The sequence below is a fragment of the Kitasatospora sp. NPDC008050 genome (assembly GCF_042957465.1).
In the GTDB taxonomy this organism is placed as follows: domain Bacteria; phylum Actinomycetota; class Actinomycetes; order Streptomycetales; family Streptomycetaceae; genus Kitasatospora.
In genome coordinates this window covers 549039-565649 of record NZ_JBIBIJ010000001.1, presented here as the reverse complement: position 1 = coordinate 565649, position 16611 = coordinate 549039, and the positions used below count along the sequence as shown (strand labels likewise).

The 16611-nt window shown below is 73.6% G+C and carries 11 protein-coding genes; 7 read left to right on the top strand and 4 right to left on the bottom strand.

The features are described 5' to 3' along the window. Window positions 1-25: 25 nt before the first annotated feature. From ACFZB9_RS02430 to ACFZB9_RS02420, 3 genes are all read right to left on the bottom strand, one after another. Window positions 26-778 carry a TetR/AcrR family transcriptional regulator gene (locus tag ACFZB9_RS02430; protein WP_391443048.1) on the bottom strand — a complete coding sequence of 251 codons (753 nt, stop codon included), beginning with the start codon at window positions 776-778 and terminating at the stop codon, window positions 26-28. Window positions 779-861: 83 nt separating this feature from the next. Then, complete coding sequence (locus tag ACFZB9_RS02425) at window positions 862-2400, bottom strand: MFS transporter (RefSeq protein WP_391443046.1); 1539 nt, start codon at window positions 2398-2400, stop codon at window positions 862-864. A gap of 135 nt (window positions 2401-2535) precedes the next feature. Continuing rightward, on the bottom strand, window positions 2536-3570 hold the full coding sequence (locus ACFZB9_RS02420) for a TetR/AcrR family transcriptional regulator C-terminal domain-containing protein (RefSeq protein WP_391443044.1): 1035 nt from the start codon (window positions 3568-3570) through the stop codon (window positions 2536-2538). Window positions 3571-3761: 191 nt separating this feature from the next. Here ACFZB9_RS02420 and ACFZB9_RS02415 point away from each other — a divergent pair, with 191 nt between their 5' ends. Continuing rightward, on the top strand, window positions 3762-5348 hold the full coding sequence (locus ACFZB9_RS02415) for an MFS transporter (RefSeq protein ID WP_391443043.1): 1587 nt from the start codon (window positions 3762-3764) through the stop codon (window positions 5346-5348). An 88-nt stretch (window positions 5349-5436) separates the two neighbouring features. Here the strand turns inward: ACFZB9_RS02415 and ACFZB9_RS02410 are convergent, their stop codons facing one another. Next, entirely contained in the window at window positions 5437-8265 is a 2829-nt protein-coding gene (locus ACFZB9_RS02410) for a penicillin acylase family protein (RefSeq protein ID WP_391443042.1), read from the bottom strand. A 262-nt stretch (window positions 8266-8527) separates the two neighbouring features. Between ACFZB9_RS02410 and ACFZB9_RS02405 the strand changes: the two genes are divergently transcribed. The 6 genes from ACFZB9_RS02405 (at window position 8528) to ACFZB9_RS02380 (ending at window position 16551) form a co-directional block, all read left to right on the top strand. Beyond that, on the top strand, window positions 8528-9775 hold the full coding sequence (locus ACFZB9_RS02405; RefSeq protein WP_391443040.1) for a glycosyltransferase family 4 protein: 1248 nt from the start codon (window positions 8528-8530) through the stop codon (window positions 9773-9775). Next, the gene (locus ACFZB9_RS02400; RefSeq protein WP_391443039.1) at window positions 9772-10944 is read left to right on the top strand and encodes a glycosyltransferase; all 1173 of its coding nucleotides are present in this window, start codon (window positions 9772-9774) and stop codon (window positions 10942-10944) included. The genes ACFZB9_RS02405 and ACFZB9_RS02400 overlap by 4 nt, the downstream gene beginning before the upstream one ends. Then, on the top strand, window positions 10941-11822 hold the full coding sequence (locus ACFZB9_RS02395; RefSeq protein WP_391443037.1) for an SGNH/GDSL hydrolase family protein: 882 nt from the start codon (window positions 10941-10943) through the stop codon (window positions 11820-11822). Before ACFZB9_RS02400 ends, ACFZB9_RS02395 begins: the two co-directional genes overlap by 4 nt. Before the next feature lie 141 nt (window positions 11823-11963). After that, the gene (locus ACFZB9_RS02390; RefSeq protein WP_391443036.1) at window positions 11964-13394 is read left to right on the top strand and encodes a DUF2079 domain-containing protein; all 1431 of its coding nucleotides are present in this window, start codon (window positions 11964-11966) and stop codon (window positions 13392-13394) included. Window positions 13395-13614: 220 nt separating this feature from the next. Further along, complete coding sequence (locus ACFZB9_RS02385; protein WP_391443034.1) at window positions 13615-15609, top strand: putative Ig domain-containing protein; 1995 nt, start codon at window positions 13615-13617, stop codon at window positions 15607-15609. 108 nt (window positions 15610-15717) lie between these two features. Beyond that, window positions 15718-16551, top strand: coding sequence for a GNAT family N-acetyltransferase (locus tag ACFZB9_RS02380; RefSeq protein ID WP_391443033.1), 834 nt, complete (start codon window positions 15718-15720; stop codon window positions 16549-16551). Window positions 16552-16611 lie beyond the last annotated feature (60 nt).

Below are 16611 nucleotides of genomic sequence, written 5' to 3'. Positions count from 1 at the left end.
GCGGCTCCCGGACGTCCTCCGTGCGTCAACGCGCCGGGTGGCCCCCCACGATGGTGGCTTCGATGCCGGCCAGGGCGAGCTCCAGGCCCTGGGTGAAGCGGTGGGTGCGGGCGGCGCCGAAGGCGTCGGCGGGGCTCATCTCGACCTTGTCGGCGTTCTCCACGAAGCGGGGGTCGACCTGCTGGGCCACGCCGTAGACGAGCCGGTAGAACTCGTCCTCGCTCAGGCCCGACTCGCGGAGCCGGCGGGTCCACTGCGCCTCGAGCACCGCGAAGCCGTAGGTGTACTCGAAGATCAGGCCGAGGGCGGCGCTGAGCAGCTCGCGGGGCAGGCCGGTGCCGAGGACCGCCTGGACTCCGCCGGTGGAGAAGGCCAGGGAGTTGGGGCCCAGGGCGACGAACTGGCCGGCCAGCGCGGCGGCCCAGGGGTGCCGCTGGAAGCAGTCGCGGTAGGCGTGGGCCATGGCGCGCAGCTGGTGGCGCCAGTCCTCGTGCTCCTCCAGGGCCGAGGAGCGGGTCTCGCCGAGCACGTGGTCCAGGGCGAGTTCGAGGAGTTCGTCCTTGGTGTCGACGTACCAGTAGAGCGACATCGGCGTGACGTCGAGCTCGGCCGCCAGCTTGCGCATGGAGAAGCTCTGCGCGTCCTCGGCGTCCAGCAGCGCCACGGTCGCGCACACGATCCGGTCCCGGCTCAGGCCGGTGGGGGCACTGCCGCGCTTGGGGCGCTTGGGCGGGCGCACCCAGATGCTGACGGTGGGATCGCGGGGCTTGTCGGTCATGCGCTGTCCTTCGGGTCATCGCCGCGTGACCGCTGGTCAGCGGCCACGCAGCGATGGTAGGGGGCGGGCGCCGAGCCGGTCGTTCAGCCCGCCGGAGCCAGCGGCTCGGCAGGCTCGGACTCGGGCCCGGCCTCGGCCGCCAGCGGCGTCTGGCTCGCCGCCCGGCTGAGCAGCCAGGCGGCGACGAGCCCGCCGAGCAGGACGGCCACCGCGCCGATCAGCTGGCTGCTGGTCAGGCTGTCCGCGAAGGCGCTGCGGACCTGGTGCTGGTGGGCGGCGTCCGGGCCGGCGGCGGCGAGTGCGTCCGGCAGTGAGCGGGCGGCCGCGTGCGGGATGTCCGAGGGCAGCGAGGAGGCGAACCCGGCGGTGAGCACCGCGCCGAGCACCGCGACGCCGAGCGAGTTGCCCAGCTCGCTGAGCGTGCCCATCAGGCCGGACCCGAGACCGGCCTTCTCCGGCGGGATCGAGGACATCACCGCGGTGGCCATGGTGGGCTGCGAGCAGGCGACACCGGTGCCCATCAGCACCAGACCGAGCAGGACGCCCGGGTAGGAACCGTTGTGGCCGAACTCGGCGATCGCGGCCAGACCGGCGGCCAGCAGGGCCAGACCGCCGGCGATCGCCAGGGGCGGCTTGAGTTTCGTGGTCAGCCGCATGCCCACGCCGGTGAAGTTGAGCGCGACGACGGTCAGTGCCATCGGAGCGGTGCGGATGCCCGCGGCGAGCGGGCCGTAGCCGAGCACGAACTGCAGGTGCTCGGTGAGCAGGAAGAGCGAACCGCCCAGGCCGAAGGCGACCAGGACGCCGCCGGAGATCGCGCCCCGGAAGCGGGCGTTGCGGAAGAACGACATGTCCAGCAGCGGGTGTTCGACCCGGCGCTCCCAGAGCACGAAGGCCAGCAGCAGGAGCAGACCGAGGACGGCGGTCAGCAGGGTGCGCGGGGCGGTCCAGCCGATGCCGGGGCCCTGGATGATCGCGTACACCACCCCGACCAGGCCCGCGGTGGACAGCACCGCGCCGAGCAGGTCGGGGGAGTCGCCACGCGGGTCCTTGGACTCGGGCACCAGCTTGGCGATGGCGACCAGGCCCAGCGCCGCGACCGGCAGGTTGACCAGGAAGACCGAGCCCCACCAGAAGTGGTTGAGCAGCAGTCCGCCGATCACGGGGCCGAGGGCGAAGCCGAGGGAGGTTATGGCGCTCCAGATGGTGATGGCCCTGGGCTGCTCCTCGGCGTCGAAGGTGCGCACGATGATGGCCAGGCTGGTCGCGAGCAGCAGGCTGCCGCCGACGCCCATGCCCGCGCGGGCGGCGATCAGCTGCCCGGGGCTGCCGGCCAGGGCCGCGCCGAGCGAGCCGACCCCGAACAGCGCGAGCCCGAGCAGCTGCACCTTCTTGCGCCCGTAGCGGTCGGCGAGCCCGCCGGCGGCGATCAGCAGGCCGGCCTGGGCCAGCGAGTAGGCGCCGATGATCCACTGGGTCTGCGCCGTGGTCGCGCCCAACTCCTCGGTCAGGGAGGGGATGGCGACGTTGAGGATGGTGTTGTCCAGGATCACGACGAGTTGCGCGAGACAGATGACCGCGAGGATCACCCACCGATCCGGCCTGCGCTCCAGCTGGGGCATGCCCGCTCCGCTCTTGTACGGCGTATATGACTTCTACAACGTATAAGGACGGGCGGGCGGAGCGCCAATCGATTTGTTCCGGGGACGGTGCGGCGGGGCCGGGGGCGGGGGCAGGGTCGGGGCGGTGAGGCCGCGTCAGTCCGCCCGCGCGGTAGGCGATTCGAGCAGCAGGGCGAGCCCGTCGAGGACCCGGGCCAGCGCGAACTCGAAGAGCTGGTCGAGGTCGAAGTCGAAGTCGTCCTCCCCGGTCGCGGCGTCCAGCTCGGCGAGCAGGGCGCCGAAGATCGGGTACTCACCGCCGCCGAGGACGGCCTGCAGGGGGGCCTCCTGGGACTCCATCCACTCCTCGTCGGTCAGCGCGCTGGTCGCCTGGTCGCGGGCCTGGGCCTCCAGGTTGACGGCGATGCCGCGGACGAAGGCGAACATCGTGATGTGGATGTAGAGCCGGGTGGCCGGCGGCAGGTCGAACTCCTGGACGCTGGCCAGCACCCATTCGCCGTGGCGCAGCGCGCCGGGCAGCGGAGTGGGCCGGGTCAGCGAGATGGTGCCGGCCAGCCAGGGGTGGCGGCGGTAGATCGACCACTGCAGGCGGGCCAGCGCGGCCAGCCGGTGACGCCAGCCGGCGAGGGCGGCCGGCGGGAGCGGTTCGCGGCCGATCACGGTGTCGGCCATCAGGTCGCTCAGCTCCTCCTTGCTCGCCACATGGCGGTACAGCGCCATGGGGGCGACGCCGAGTTCGGCGGCCACCCGGCGCATGGTCACGGGGGCCAGGCCCTCGGCGTCGGCGACGGCGAGGGCGGCTTGGACGATCCGCTCGCGGGTCAGCCCCTGGTCGCCGCCGCGGGGCTCCCTGCGTCGCGTGCGGATGGGCGCGGGGGCGGGGGCGGGTGCGGCGACGGGCGCGGGAACGGGGGAGGGTGCGGTGGCCGGTCGCACCGGGACGGGGAGCGGGTCGGCGACCACCGTGCCCGCGCCGGGGCGGGAGTGGACCAGGCCCTCCTGGCGCAGGGTCGCCAGCACCTTGGTGGCGGTGGCCATCGCCACGCCCCACTCCTGGGTGATCGCGCGGGTGGACGGCACCCGGTCGCCGGGCTTCAGGGTGCCGGCGGCGATCCGCCCGCGCAGCTCCGCGGCGATCCGCAGGTAGGGCGGTGCGTCAGGGGTGGTCACGGGTGCTTCTCCTCGCCGCTCGGGTCTGCCTTCGAGTCGAGTGTACTAGTGCACTACCCCCTGCCTGTCGAGTCCCCCCTGGAATCGCCCTTTGCGTGCGTGACTGCACTATGCGTACCATGTACGCATCGAAGCGCGTACGTCGTACGCGCCGACGCTTCGCCGCACCCAACAGCCCCGGGGGAACACTGATGGACACCCAGGAACGCCAGGCCGGTACGGCCGGCGGCACCACACCGGCAACCGCACCCGCCACCCGCCGCGCCTGGATCGCACTCGCGGTACTGCTGCTGCCGCTCCTGCTCGTCTCGATGGACGTCTCGGTGCTCTACTTCGCCGTGCCGTTCATCAGCCAGGACCTGCACCCGAGCAGTACCCAGCAGCTCTGGATCTTCGACATCTACGGCTTCGTGCTCTCCGGCCTGCTGATCACCATGGGCGCGCTCGGCGACCGGATCGGCCGCCGCCGGCTGCTGCTGACCGGCGCGCTGGCCTTCGGCGCGGCCTCCACCCTGGCCGCCTACGCCGACAGCGCGGCCACGCTGATCGGCGCCCGCGCCGTGCTCGGCGTGGCGGGCGCCACCCTGATGCCCTCCACCCTCGGCCTGATCCGCAACCTGTTCCCCGATCCCGCGCAGCGCAGCAGGGCCATCGCCATCTGGACGGCGGTGACCAGCGGCGGGATCGCGGTCGGACCGGTGCTCAGCGGCATCCTGCTGGAGCACTTCTGGTGGGGCTCGGTCTTCCTGATCAACCTGCCGGCGATGGTGCTGCTGCTGGTGCTCGGCCCGGTCCTGGTGCCGGAGACGCCGCGCAGCACGGCCGGCCGCTTCGACCTGGCGAGCGCCGTGCTGTCGCTGGCCGCGATCCTGCCGTTGATCTACGGCGTCAAGGAGCTGGCCCGCAACGGGTTCCAGCCGCTGCCGCTGGTCGCGATCCTGCTCGGCGCGGTGTTCGGCATGCTCTTCGTGCGCCGCCAGCGCAGCCACCCCTATCCGCTGGTCGACCCGGTGCTGGTGCGCAGCCGGGCCTTCTCCGCCTCGGTCGCGATGAACGTGCTGGCCATGTTCGCACTGGTCGGGATGGCCGTCTTCGTCACCCAGTACCTCCAACTGGTGCTCGCCATGAGCACCTTGCGGGCCGCGCTGTGGAGCGTGCTGCCGAGTCTGCTGGTCGGTGGGGTCGCCCCGTCGGCGGCCGCGCTCGGTCGGCGGTTCGGTCCCGGCCCGGTGGTCGCGGGCGGATTCGCCGTGATGGCGCCCGGGTTCGCCGTGCTGGCCCTGCTGACCCCCCACTCGCCGCTCTGGCTGCTGCTGGTCGCCGCCGGCCTCTACGCCTGTGGTGCGGTCGGGGTGATGTCGCAGGTCAGCGAGGTGGTGATGGCCTCGGCGCCGGCCGAACGGGCGGGCGCGGCTGCCGGGTTGCTGGAGTCGGGCACCGAGCTGGGCGGTGCGCTCGGGATGGCGCTGCTGGGCAGTGTCGGGACGGCGCTCTACCGATCCGACATCCGCGGCCTGCTGCCGGCCGGCCTGCCGGGCGACCTGCTCGGCCGGGTGCGCGACTCGCTCGGCGGGGCCGACGCGGTGGCCGGGCAACTGCCGGGCGGGCTCGGCCACGGCGTGCTGGCGGCGGCGCGGGAGGCGTTCACCAGCGGCCTGCAGGGGGCCGCGATCTGCGCCGCGGTGCTGACGGCGCTGGGCGCGGTGCTCGCGGCGGTGCTGCTGCGCGGGGTGCGGGTCGGCACCCCGGGCTCGCCGTCGGTGCACCGGGGCCAGTAGTCCTGACCCGGTGGTCCTGGCCCGGTGGTCCTGACCCGGTGGTCCTGACACGGTGGGGGCGCCGAACTCGGCACCCCCACCGGGATTTTCAGCGGTGCGAGGGGAACTCCACCACCTGCTGGTAGGTCGGCCGGTTCTGCCAGCTGATCTTGTTGTCGGTCACTCCGCCCAGCGGCCGCTGGATGATGGTGTCGGCGCACCACTGGTCACCGGCCGCACAGCTGCTGTCCCCGGGGTAGACCTGGGCCGGCGTCTGGGCCGCCGCCTGCTGGAGGGTGTTGAGCAGCACGGTCCGGCAGGCCGCCAGGTTGCCGCCGCCGCAGAACGGCTGCGCCAGCGGCCCGGCCACCGGCTCGCCGAGCACCGAGCGCAGGTCCTTGTCCAGGTAGCTCCACCAGCCGTACTGGAACGACGAACCCTTGTGCGGGATCGACTCGTTGGCGCTCACCGGGCCGCCGCCCACCGGGCCGCTCTGGCCACCTGAGGGCGATTCGTTGATCTGCAGCGCGCCGGTCAGCGCGTTGAACAGCTGGTCGCCGAGCCCGGGATGCATCACCCCGTCGGCGACCAGTGGCCACCAGGCGTCCATGATCCGGATGGCGTCGGCGTCCGTGTCGGTCTGGCTGCCCGCCGAGGTCTCGGTCCGCTTCGAGCCGGCCGCCTGCCATGCCGACAGTTCGGCGACCACCGAGGCGAGTTGGGGATCGGTCACCGGAGAGCTGTCGATCACCTGGAGCAGCTTGGGCAGCACGTCCTCACCGCGCAGGTCGGTGACCGCCGCGTCCTCCATCGCCTGGGTGAGCGAGGCACGGGTCACCTTGCCGCCTGCCACCAGCGCCTTCACCCGCGTGTCCAGCAGGTTGGCCCGGAACACCGAGCCGTTGCCGTAGCCCGCCGAGCCGAAGTCCTGGGCCTGCTTGTTGTTCCAGGAGACGTAGTAGTCCTGGTCCACCGACTGCGGATGCTGGGAGGGCGGGGTGTACTGCGCGGTGTTCGTCGCGGGGTCGAACCCCTGCCACTCGTAGGCGGGTTCGGCCATGATCGGCAGGCCGGGGTCGACCACGGGCGAACGCACCGGGTTGCTGCCGGAGTTGTAGTAGGCGATGTGCTGGGAGTCGGCGTAGAACCAGTTGAAGGTGTAGTCGATGTTCTGGGCGGCCTGCTGGAAGCTCGCCGGATCGTGCACCGCGCCCGGGTCGTTGAGCATCTGGAAGCCGATGATCGAGTCGGCCTCGTGCCGGTAGGTCGAGCGCAGCGAGGTGAACGCGACGGGTTTGCCGCCGACCGTGCCGCGGGCCGTCACCAGGCCGTAGTCGGAGCGGTACATCACCAGCGAGTAGGAGCCGGCCGGCGTGGAGTCGGCGGTGGTCGGCGCCCAGGAGTCCTGCTGCACCAGCTTGTCGAAGGGCGTGCAGACACCGTGGTAGAGGTAGGACTGGGCGGCCAGGGTGACCGGCGAGCCGTCGGTGGTGCACAGCGGCACGGCGTAGGTGTCGGTGATGTCCTGCCCGGCCGAGGTGGCGCTCCACGCGTAGTCCTGGCCGCGGCCCAGCTCCACGTAGAAGCTCAGGCCGGCGAAGGCGGCGCCGCGTGCGCTGATCCCCGGGCCCTGCAGCTCCTCCAGCATCAGCAGCTGGGGCGCGAAGTAGCCGGTCTGCGGGCCGAAGACGGCCACCGGGTGCCCGCTGGCGGTGTCCTTGCCGGAGACCAGCAGCGCGTTCGACATGCCGTGCTTGGCGGTCAGCAGATTGCCCGGCAGCACGCCGGGGGCCGCGGTGCTGGTGCTGGTGGCCGAGCCGGTCGGGTTGTAGATCAGCTGCTCGGGGACGACCGAGCCGGGGTCGGGCATCGCCACGCCCTGCGGGTTGTCGGGCGGCAGCGCGTACGGGAAGGACTGCCCGTCGTGCAGTGTGGTGACCGCCTCCGGGTCGTTGACCTCGCGCAGCGACTGCCACACCTGGTCGCCGACCGCCGTGCCGTAGCGTGCCTCGGCGGCCTGCTTGACCTCCGCCGACTGCACCTGCCCGCCGCCACCGGAGCCGAACAGTGCGCCGATCACCGAGGCGAGCGCGATCAGGTCGGTCAGCTTGAACGGCTGGATCGAACCGGCGTTGGTGATCGCGTCGATATGCCCGGTCAGGTCGTACTCGCCCGGAAACGTCCGGTTGTCGTAGGCCTGGGTGATGTACTGGTTGATCCCGTCGACGTAGGCCTGCGCGTCGGCCAGCGCCTGCTGGGCGCGCGGGCCCTGCTGCGAGATGGTGTCGATCTGCTGCTGCAGCTCGTCCTCGGTGTACGGCGCGGCCTGCCAGAAGCTCTGCTCCAGCTGGCGGTTGGCCTCCGCCCCGCCCGCGAAGCCGGACAGCTCGCCCCGGCCCACGTGGCGGAACAGGTCCATCACCCAGAGCCGGTCCTGCGCGGCCGCGTAGCCCGCCCCGAACTCGGTGCCGTAGCGGGTGGTGCCGGTGATGTGCGGGACCCCGGTGGCCTTGTCGCGCACGATGGTGACGTCCGGGCGCGGGTTGATGCTGCTGGCCACCTGGTCGGCCGGCACGCCGAACGAGGAGTCGTTGAAGAAGTTGCCCAACTGCGCGTCGGTGAGACCGGGGTAGCCGGAGGCGAGTGAGGCGTACGGACCGAGCTGGTCGTCGGTGTGCGCCGGGCGGGTCCCGAAGAGCTTGTTGCCGATGATGTCGGCCAGCGTGGCGTTGCCGTTCTCGCCGGGCGGCAGGATGTCGTTGCACTGCCCGCCGCAGTAGTCGGACGCCGCGGCGGGCAGCGCGGCCGGGCGGGCACCGGCGGAGGCGGCGCCCGGTGAGGCGGCCAGCAGGGCACCGGCCAGCAGGGCCGCGAGGGCGGCGGCGGGGAACCTGAGCCGTCTGGGCTTGCCCGAACGGCCGGAGCGGTGACGGGTCATGGGCGACTCCTCACGCTGGGGGATGGGGAGTTGACCGTAAGTGGGTTACCGGCCGGTTGCCTAGCCGTGCCGCACCGAATTGTCATGATTGTTTGACATGGCAGGGGCGAACCTGAGCCCTGGCCGCGCGGACTCGGCTTGACCGGCCCGAACGCGTGGTCGCACCCGCCGGACGGCATCGGCGGCAAAGAGCTGGCCGCAGTTCGCCTGTTCGACAGATCCCTTTGGCCCAGCGCACGTTCGGCCCGGCAACAACCTAGGCATGCGTGTCGCCCTCGTCACCGAGTCCTTCCCGCCCGAAGTCAACGGCGTCGCCCACAGCGTGCTCCGCACCGCCGAGCACCTGGTCCGGCGCGGCCACCAACCCCTGGTCATCACTCCTGCGCCGGCCCGCGGTTCGAGCTGCCCGGCGCACTCCTTCGGACCGGACGCCATCGAGCTGCCGGTCGTGCGGATCCCGTCCGTCCCGCTGCCCGGCTACCCGCAGGTCCGCCTGGCGCTGCCCAGCTCCCGGCTGGGCGCGGCGCTCACCGCCCACCGGCCCGACCTGGTCCACCTGGCCAGCCCGTTCGTGCTCGGCGCCCGGGCGATGGCCGAGGCCACCCGGCTGGGCCTGCCCGCCATCGCCGTCTACCAGACCGACCTGGCCGGCTACGCCCAGGCCTACCGGGTCGGCGGCGGCCTCGGCGCCGCCACCGCCTGGCACCGGATCCGCACGGTGCACCGGGCCGCCGCCCGCACCCTGGCCCCCTCCACCCCCGCCGCCCAGGACCTGACGGCGCACGGCGTGCCGCGGGTGCACCTGTGGCCGCGCGGCGTCGACTCGCTGCGCTTCCACCCGCGCCACCGCGATCAGGCGCTGCACCGCGCGCTGGCCCCCGGCGGCGAGGTGCTGGTCGGCTACGTCGGCCGGCTGGCGCCCGAGAAGCGGGTCGACCTGCTGGCCGGGGTCTGCGCGCTGCCCGGCGTTCGGCTGGTGGTCATCGGCGACGGACCGAGCGCTGCCGCACTGCGCGGCGCGCTGCCCGGCGCGGTCTTCCTCGGCCGCCGCACCGGCGAGGAACTCGCCCGCTGCTACGCGAGCCTGGACCTGTTCGTGCACACCGGTCCGCTGGAGACCTTCTGCCAGACCATCCAGGAGGCGATGGCCAGTGGCGTGCCGGTGATCGGCCCGGCGGCCGGCGGCCCGCTCGACCTGGTCGGCCACCGCCGCACCGGCCTGCTGGTGGCACCGCGCGACGGACGGGCGGTGGCCGAGGCGGTCGCCGAGCTGGCGGGGGATCCCGAACGGCGGGTCGCCTACGGGCGGGCCGGCCGGGCGGACGTCACCGGACGGACCTGGGAGGCGGTGGGGGACGTGCTGCTGCGGCACTACGCCGAGGTGCTGGCCGAGCACCGGGGCGAGGTGCTGGAGGTGGCCTCGGGAGCAGCCCCTGCGCCCGCCCCCGCACCTGCGCCTGCCCCTGTCTGCGCCCCCGCCCCCGTGCCGACCGAGGAGCAGCCGGCATGAGCGCGCCGAGAAGCACCGGCGGCGCGGGGCTGCGGATCGTCCGGGTGGCCAACTTCGTCACCCCCGTCTCCGGCGGCCTGCGCACCGCGCTGCACCACCTGGGCGCGGGCTACCTGGCGGCCGGCCATGAGCCCGTCCTGATCGTGCCCGGCCCCGAGCACCGGGACGAACTCACCGACCAGGGCCGGGTGGTGACGCTGCCCGGCCCGGTGCTGCCGGCCGGCGGCGGCTACCGGCTGCTCACCGACCGCCGCCTGCTGTCCCGCACCCTGTCCGCCCTGGCCCCGGACCGCCTGGAGGTCTCCGACCGCACCACCCTGCGCTGGACCGGCAGTTGGGCCCGCCGCCGGGGGATCCCCGCCGCGATGGTCTCGCACGAGAACGTCACCGGCCTGCTGCGCACCCGCGGGCTGCCGGCCCCGGCCGCCCGCGCCCTCGCCGACCGGCTCAACTCCCGCACCGCGCAGTGCTACGACACCGTCGTGTGCACCACCGTCTGGGCCGCCGCCGAGTTCGCCCGGCTCGGCACCCGCAACCTGGTGCGCGCGCCGCTCGGCGTCGACCTGACGCGGCTGCACCCGCGCTGCCACGACCCCGCGGTGCGCGCCCGGTACGCGGGCCCGGGCCGCGCCCTGCTGGTGCTCTGCTCCCGCCTGTCGCCCGAGAAGCGCCCGGGCCTGGCCCTGGCGGCGCTCGCCGAGCTGCGGCGCGGCGGGCAGGACGCCGCGCTCGTGGTGGCCGGCACCGGGCCGCTGCACGCCCGGCTGGCCGAGCGCGCCGACCGGGACCGGCTGCCCGTGCGGTTCCTCGGACACCTCGCCGACCGGGCCGAGTTGGGCGCGCTGCTGGCCTCGGCGGACGTGGTGCTCGCCCCGGGGCCGGTGGAGACCTTCGGGCTGGCGGCGCTGGAGGCGCTGGCCTGCGGCACGCCCGTCGCGGTCAGCCGCTCCTCCGCGCTGCCGGACATCGTCGGGCCCGCGGGTGCGGTGGCCGTCGACAGCGGTGCGGGATTCGCCGCCGCGGTGGCGGAGTTGCTCGCCCGCCCGCAGGCCCGGCGGCGGGCGGCGGCGCGCGCCAGGGCCGAGTGCTACGGCTGGCCGGCCGCGGTCGCGGCCTTCCTGGCCGTGCACCAGGCGGATCCGGCGCACCTGGTCGGCAGGCCCCGATGACCGCGCCGACCCGGCCCGCGCCCGCGGAGGCCGCCGCCCGACCGGAGGCCGTCCGGTTCGCCGCCCTCGGCGACTCCCTCACCGAAGGGGTGGGCAGCCCCTGCGGGGACGGGTGGCGGGGCTGGACCGCCCTGCTCGCCCCCGCGTTGGCGCCGGATCCGGCCCTGGTGGCGCACCACAACCTGGCGGCCAGCGGGGCGCTCGCCACCGATCTGACGGAGCGTCAACTCCCCGGCGCGCTGGCGCTGCGGCCGCAGTTCGCCGCCGTTGTGATCGGTGGCAACGACACCCTGCGCGCGGGCTTCGACATCGCCCGCACCGCTGCCGCACTGGACGCCGCGCTGCGCGCACTCGTCGGCCAGGGAGCCGTACCGCTCACCGCCTGCCTGCCCTCTCCGGGGCTGCTGCTCGGCCTGCCCGGCGCGCTGGCCCGGCCGTTGGCCCGGCGGATGGCGGCGGTCAACGCCGTCGTCCATGAACTGTCCCTGCGGCACCGGGCGATCCACCTCCACCTGGCCGAACTCCCCTGGCTGGACGAGCGGGCCCTGCTCAGTGCCGACCGGCTGCACCCCAGCCCGGCCGGTCATCTGCTGATCGCCCGTCGGTTCCACGCCCTGCTCGCCGAATCCGGTCACCGGGTCGGCCCGCCGCCCGCCGCCGTCCAGGCGCCCCCGCCGCCCGGCCGTGCGGCCGACCTCTGGTGGCTGGCCACCCGGGGCACCGCCTGGCTGGCGCGGCGCAGCGTCGACCTGCTCCCCGGCCTGCTCGCGCTGGCCGCCGCCGAGAGCGCGCATCGCCTGTGCGGCACCGCGCCCGCGCTGGACGTCCGTTCCCGGGCCGCCACCGAGGCGGCGCTGGCCGCCCTGCCACCGCCCTGAGGCCGGCCGGGTCGGCGTGGCCGCCCAGGGGTCGTGAGTCGACGCACGATTTCCCGATGGTAGGATCGGCTGCTCTGAATACTGCCCAGGTGAGGGCGTCGGGCAGACTCTGAGGGGGACCGTCTCGTGACGGGACACGTGGTGCAGCAAACGATCGCCGAGCCGATACCGGCGACCCGGACCAGCCCCCCGCAGAGCGCCGCACCGGACCGGGTGGGGCCGCGCTGGCTGCCCTACGGCCTGGCGGGCCTCTTCTTCGTGGTCTACGCGATCGTCTCCATCCGACGCCAGCAGCGCGTCATGTCCGGCGGCTACGACCTCGGGATCTTCGAGCAGGCGATCCGCAGCTACGCGCACCTCCACGCGCCGGTCGCCGCCCTCAAGGGCCCGGGCTACAGCGTGCTCGGCGACCACTTCAGCCCGATCATCGCCGTGATCGCGCCGTTCTACCGCCTCTTCCCGACCCCGATCACGCTGTTGGTGGCGCAGGCCCTGCTGCTCGCGCTCGCGGTGATCCCGATCACCCGGTGGGCCCAGCAGACCAGGGGTCTGTGGGTCGGCCTGGCCGCCGGGCTCGGGATGGGCTGCGCCTGGGGCATCGCCCGGGTGGTCGCCTTCGACTTCCACGAGATCGCCTTCGGTGTCCCGCTGGTGGCCTTCGCCATGGAGGCGGCCGGGCGCGGCCGTTGGCGCCAGGCGGCGCTCTGGGCGCTGCCGCTCGTGCTGGTCAAGGAGGACCTCGGGCTGACCGTGGCGATGTTCGGCTGCTACATCGCCTGGCGCGGCCCGCGCAAGCTCGGCATCACGCTCGTCGTGGTGGGGGTGGTCGCCACCGCGGTGGAGATGTTCGTGCTGATCCCGATGGCCAGCCCGCTGGGTGCCAACGACTACCTGCAGCAGCTGGAGCCCAGCGCCGCCCCGCACATCCCGGGCAACCACTGGTGGCCGCCGACCCGGCTGGACACCGTGCTGATGCTGCTGGCGCCCACCGCTTTCCTGGCGCTGCGCTCCCCGCTGGCCGCGATCGCGCTGCCCACCCTCGGCTGGCGCTTCATCTCGCACAACCCCGCCTACTGGGGCCAGTCCTACCACTACAACGGCATCCTGGTGCCGATCGCGTTCGGCGCGATGGTCGACGTGCTGGCGCGCCGCCCCGACTACTTCTCGGGTCTGCGGCTGCGCCTGGTGCTGGCGGCCGGCCTGGCGGTGACGGTGGCGACGCTCCCCTCCTTCCCGCTCGCCGAGGTGGTCAGTCCGGCCACCTGGCGCACCACGGCGCACCAACGGGCGGCGCTACGGCTGGCCGCCGAGATCCCGGACGGCGCGACGGTGGCCGCGACCAACCAGCTCGCCGCCCAGCTGACCAGCCGCACCACCGTGAGCATGGCCTGCCCGTACCACAAGCCGCCCCAGCCGGTGCAGTGGCTGGTGGTCGACCCGCAGGACCCGACGGCCGACACCTCCAACTGCCCGGCCGGGTGGCAGCACGTGGTGAGCGTCGCCGAGCAGACGGGGTACACGGTGGCGGCCGCCCAGGACGGGATCACGCTGCTCAAGCGCAGCGAGGGCTGACGGTCCGTCGGCCCTTCGGTCTGCCGGCTCGGCACCCGCTTTCGCGAACCGAACACAAATCACCATAAACGCGTATCAATTCTGAGTGATCGCGTTGGGTCTTGTGCTGCCTCGATCAGTAAAATATCGTATTGCACATTGCATCATGCGTTCTGGACCACCCCCCCGCCCGCAGGTCGCGGGCGGGTCCTCCACGTCACCAGAAACGGACGCTGACCCCGTGATCACAGACAGATCCGGCCTGCTCCACCGCGGCCGGCGGACGGCGCTGCTCGCCGTGGCCGCCGCACTGGCCGCCGCCGGGCTGGCCAGCCCACTGACGGCCGTCGCCGACCCCAGCCACCCGGGCGCCGTCGCCGCGCCGGCCAAACCCGGCACCCCGAAGAGCGTCGCCGCTCCGACCGGCCCGCACCGCGCGGCGCCCGGCCGGGTCGGCTCCGCCCGCCCGGCCCCGGCCGCGAACTCCGGCGGCAAGAACGGCGGCAAGGTCACGCCGAACCTGGCCGACGGCGCCGACCCGGGCACCGGCGAGGGCGGCGACGGCAATGTCGCCAACGAGTACGACCAGCAGGTCACTTACAAGGGCGGCCAGGACTCCGCCGGCGTGGTGATCGGCCCGCCCAAGGTCTACCTGGTGGTGTGGGGCTCCCAGTGGGGCACCCCGTCCACCAGCTCCACCGGCGACGTGGTGATGTCCGGCGACAAGGACCAGGCCGTCCCGTACCAGCAGGACTTCTTCAAGGGCCTGGGCAGTGCCGGCGACGGCTGGAGCGCGGTGCTGACCCAGTACTGCGAGGGCATCGCGACCGGCAGCGTGCAGTGCCCCTCCAGCGCGGCGCACATCCCCTACCCCCAGGCGGGCAGCGTGCTCGCCGGCGTCTGGGTCGACAACGGCACGGCCGCCCCCCAGGCCGCCACCGAGCCGCAGCTCGGGGCCGAAGCCCTCGCGGCCGCCCAGCACTTCGGCAACACCACCGAGGCGCAGAACCGCAATGTGCAGTACATCATCGACTCGCCGCAGGGCACCGACCCGGACAAGTGGCACGAGCTGGGCTACTGCGCCTGGCACGACTTCCAGCGCTCGTCCTACGGCCAGCTCGCCTACACCAACATGCCCTACCTGACCGATGTCGCGGGCTGCGGCACCAACTGGTTCGGTGAGAACACCGCGCGCGGCCGGCTCGACGGCTACGGCATCATCGGCGGCCACGAGTACGCCGAGACGGTCACCGACCCGGACACGCCCGGCGGTTGGACCGACGGCACCGGCCAGGAGATCGCCGACAAGTGCGCCTGGATCCCCAAGGGCTCCAACGGCGGCCTCTTCGTCGAGAACCTGTCCACCGGCTCGTTCCCGCTGCAGACGCTCTGGTCCAACACCGACCACCTGTGCATGGCCTCGGACCCGGTCTACACCAACCCGCCCGTCGTGCTCAGCACCATGTGCGACCGCACCGACGCACCGAACACCCCCGTCTCGATCCCCGCCGTCGCGGTGGACAGCGCGGGTTCGGCGGTCAGTTACAGCGCCACCGGCCTGCCCGGGGGCTTGAGCATCAACGCCGCGACCGGCGTCATCTCCGGTACCGCCGCCGCCACCAACGGCTACCAGCGGGTCACCGTCAACGCGACCGACACGTCCGGGAAGACGGCGAGCACCGGCTTCTGGGAGTCCGTCACCAGCGCCGGCCGGCCCGGCTGCGGCGGCATCGAGCAGCTCACCGACGCGGGCTTCGAGAACGGCTCGGCGGATGTCGACCACACCGTGATGACCGACGCGTGGAGCCCGTCCGGCTACAACGTGATCACCCCCTCCAGCCTGCACGCGCCGCACTCCGGCAGCTGGTACGCCTGGCTGGGGCAGGACACCGGCGCCGACTCGATCACCAACTACCTGAACACCTACCCCGGTTACTCCTCGGCCACGTTCTCCTTCTGGCTCGACACCGAGACCACCAACACCTCCGCCAGTACGCCCGACACGCTCTCGCTGGTCGCGATCGACCAGTACACCGGCCAGCCGCTCGGCACGGTGCGGACCTGGAGCAGCCAGAACCCCACCAGCGGCTACCAGCAGCAGTCGGTGGACCTGAGCCCCTTCATCGGCCAGGTCGGCTGGGGCACCACGATCGGCCTCCAGCTCGTCTCCCACGAGAGCGGCCTGACTCCCACGACCTCCTTCCTGATCGACGACGCCTCGGCTCACGAGAGCTGACCCCTCGTCGATCCCCGTGCCCGTGCGGACCGGAGTGTGCCCTCCGGTCCGCGCGGGCCGCCGGCAAATCCAGTGGCGTGGTCGGCGCTCCGGTGCTTGGATCCGGCGGTGATCCCTACCGACCATGACCTGCTGGCGCGCCTGGAGCGCTACTACGACGCCGTGCCGCGCACCGCCGCCCGCACCGAGGACTTCGGGTCGCTGACCCTCTTCGTCCGCGAGGGCGCCGGCTGGCCCTACTACGCCCGCCCCGCGCTGCCCGGCGCGGCGCCGGTGACCGAGGCAGACGTGCGCCGAGTCCGCGCCCGGCAACGGGAGTTGGGCATACCCGAGGCCTTCGAGTGGGTGGCCGAGACCTCGCCCACCCTGCGCGCGGCCGCCGAGCGGGCCGGCCTCGCCGTGCACGAGCACCCGCTGATGGTGCTCGACCCGGGCGCCCCGACCCCCGCTGTCCCCGCCCTCCCCGGCCCGGACGGCACCCTCGTGCGGATCGTCGGTCCCGAGGACCCGGCCCTGCCGAGCGCCCTGGCCGTCCCCCACCTGGCCTTCGCCGAGCCCGGCACCGGCATCGGCACCGCCGGCCCGGCCGAACTCGCCGCCGCGATCCGCGAGGGCGCCGGCGAGGTGGCCCGGATGGCCGACCGCATCCGGGCCGGTGTCAGTACGGTGGCGGCCGCCGTCCGGGACGGCTCGGCCTGCTGCGCCGGCCAGTACCTCCCGGTCGGCGAGGTGGCCGAGATCGCCGGCCTCGGCACCCTGCCGACCGCCCGCCGCCAGGGCCTGGCCCTCGCCGTCACCGCCGCCCTGGTCGCCGATGCCCGCGCGGCCGGGGTGCGGACCGTCTTCCTCTCGGCGGACAGCGAGGACGTCGCCCGCATCTACGCCCGCCTGGGCTTTCGCACCATGGCCACCGCCCTGATCGCCGAGCCGGTCACCGCTTGACCTCAAGCGCGCTTGATGAGCGAGGATGCTGATCAACCATCAGCACGATCAAGGAGTCGC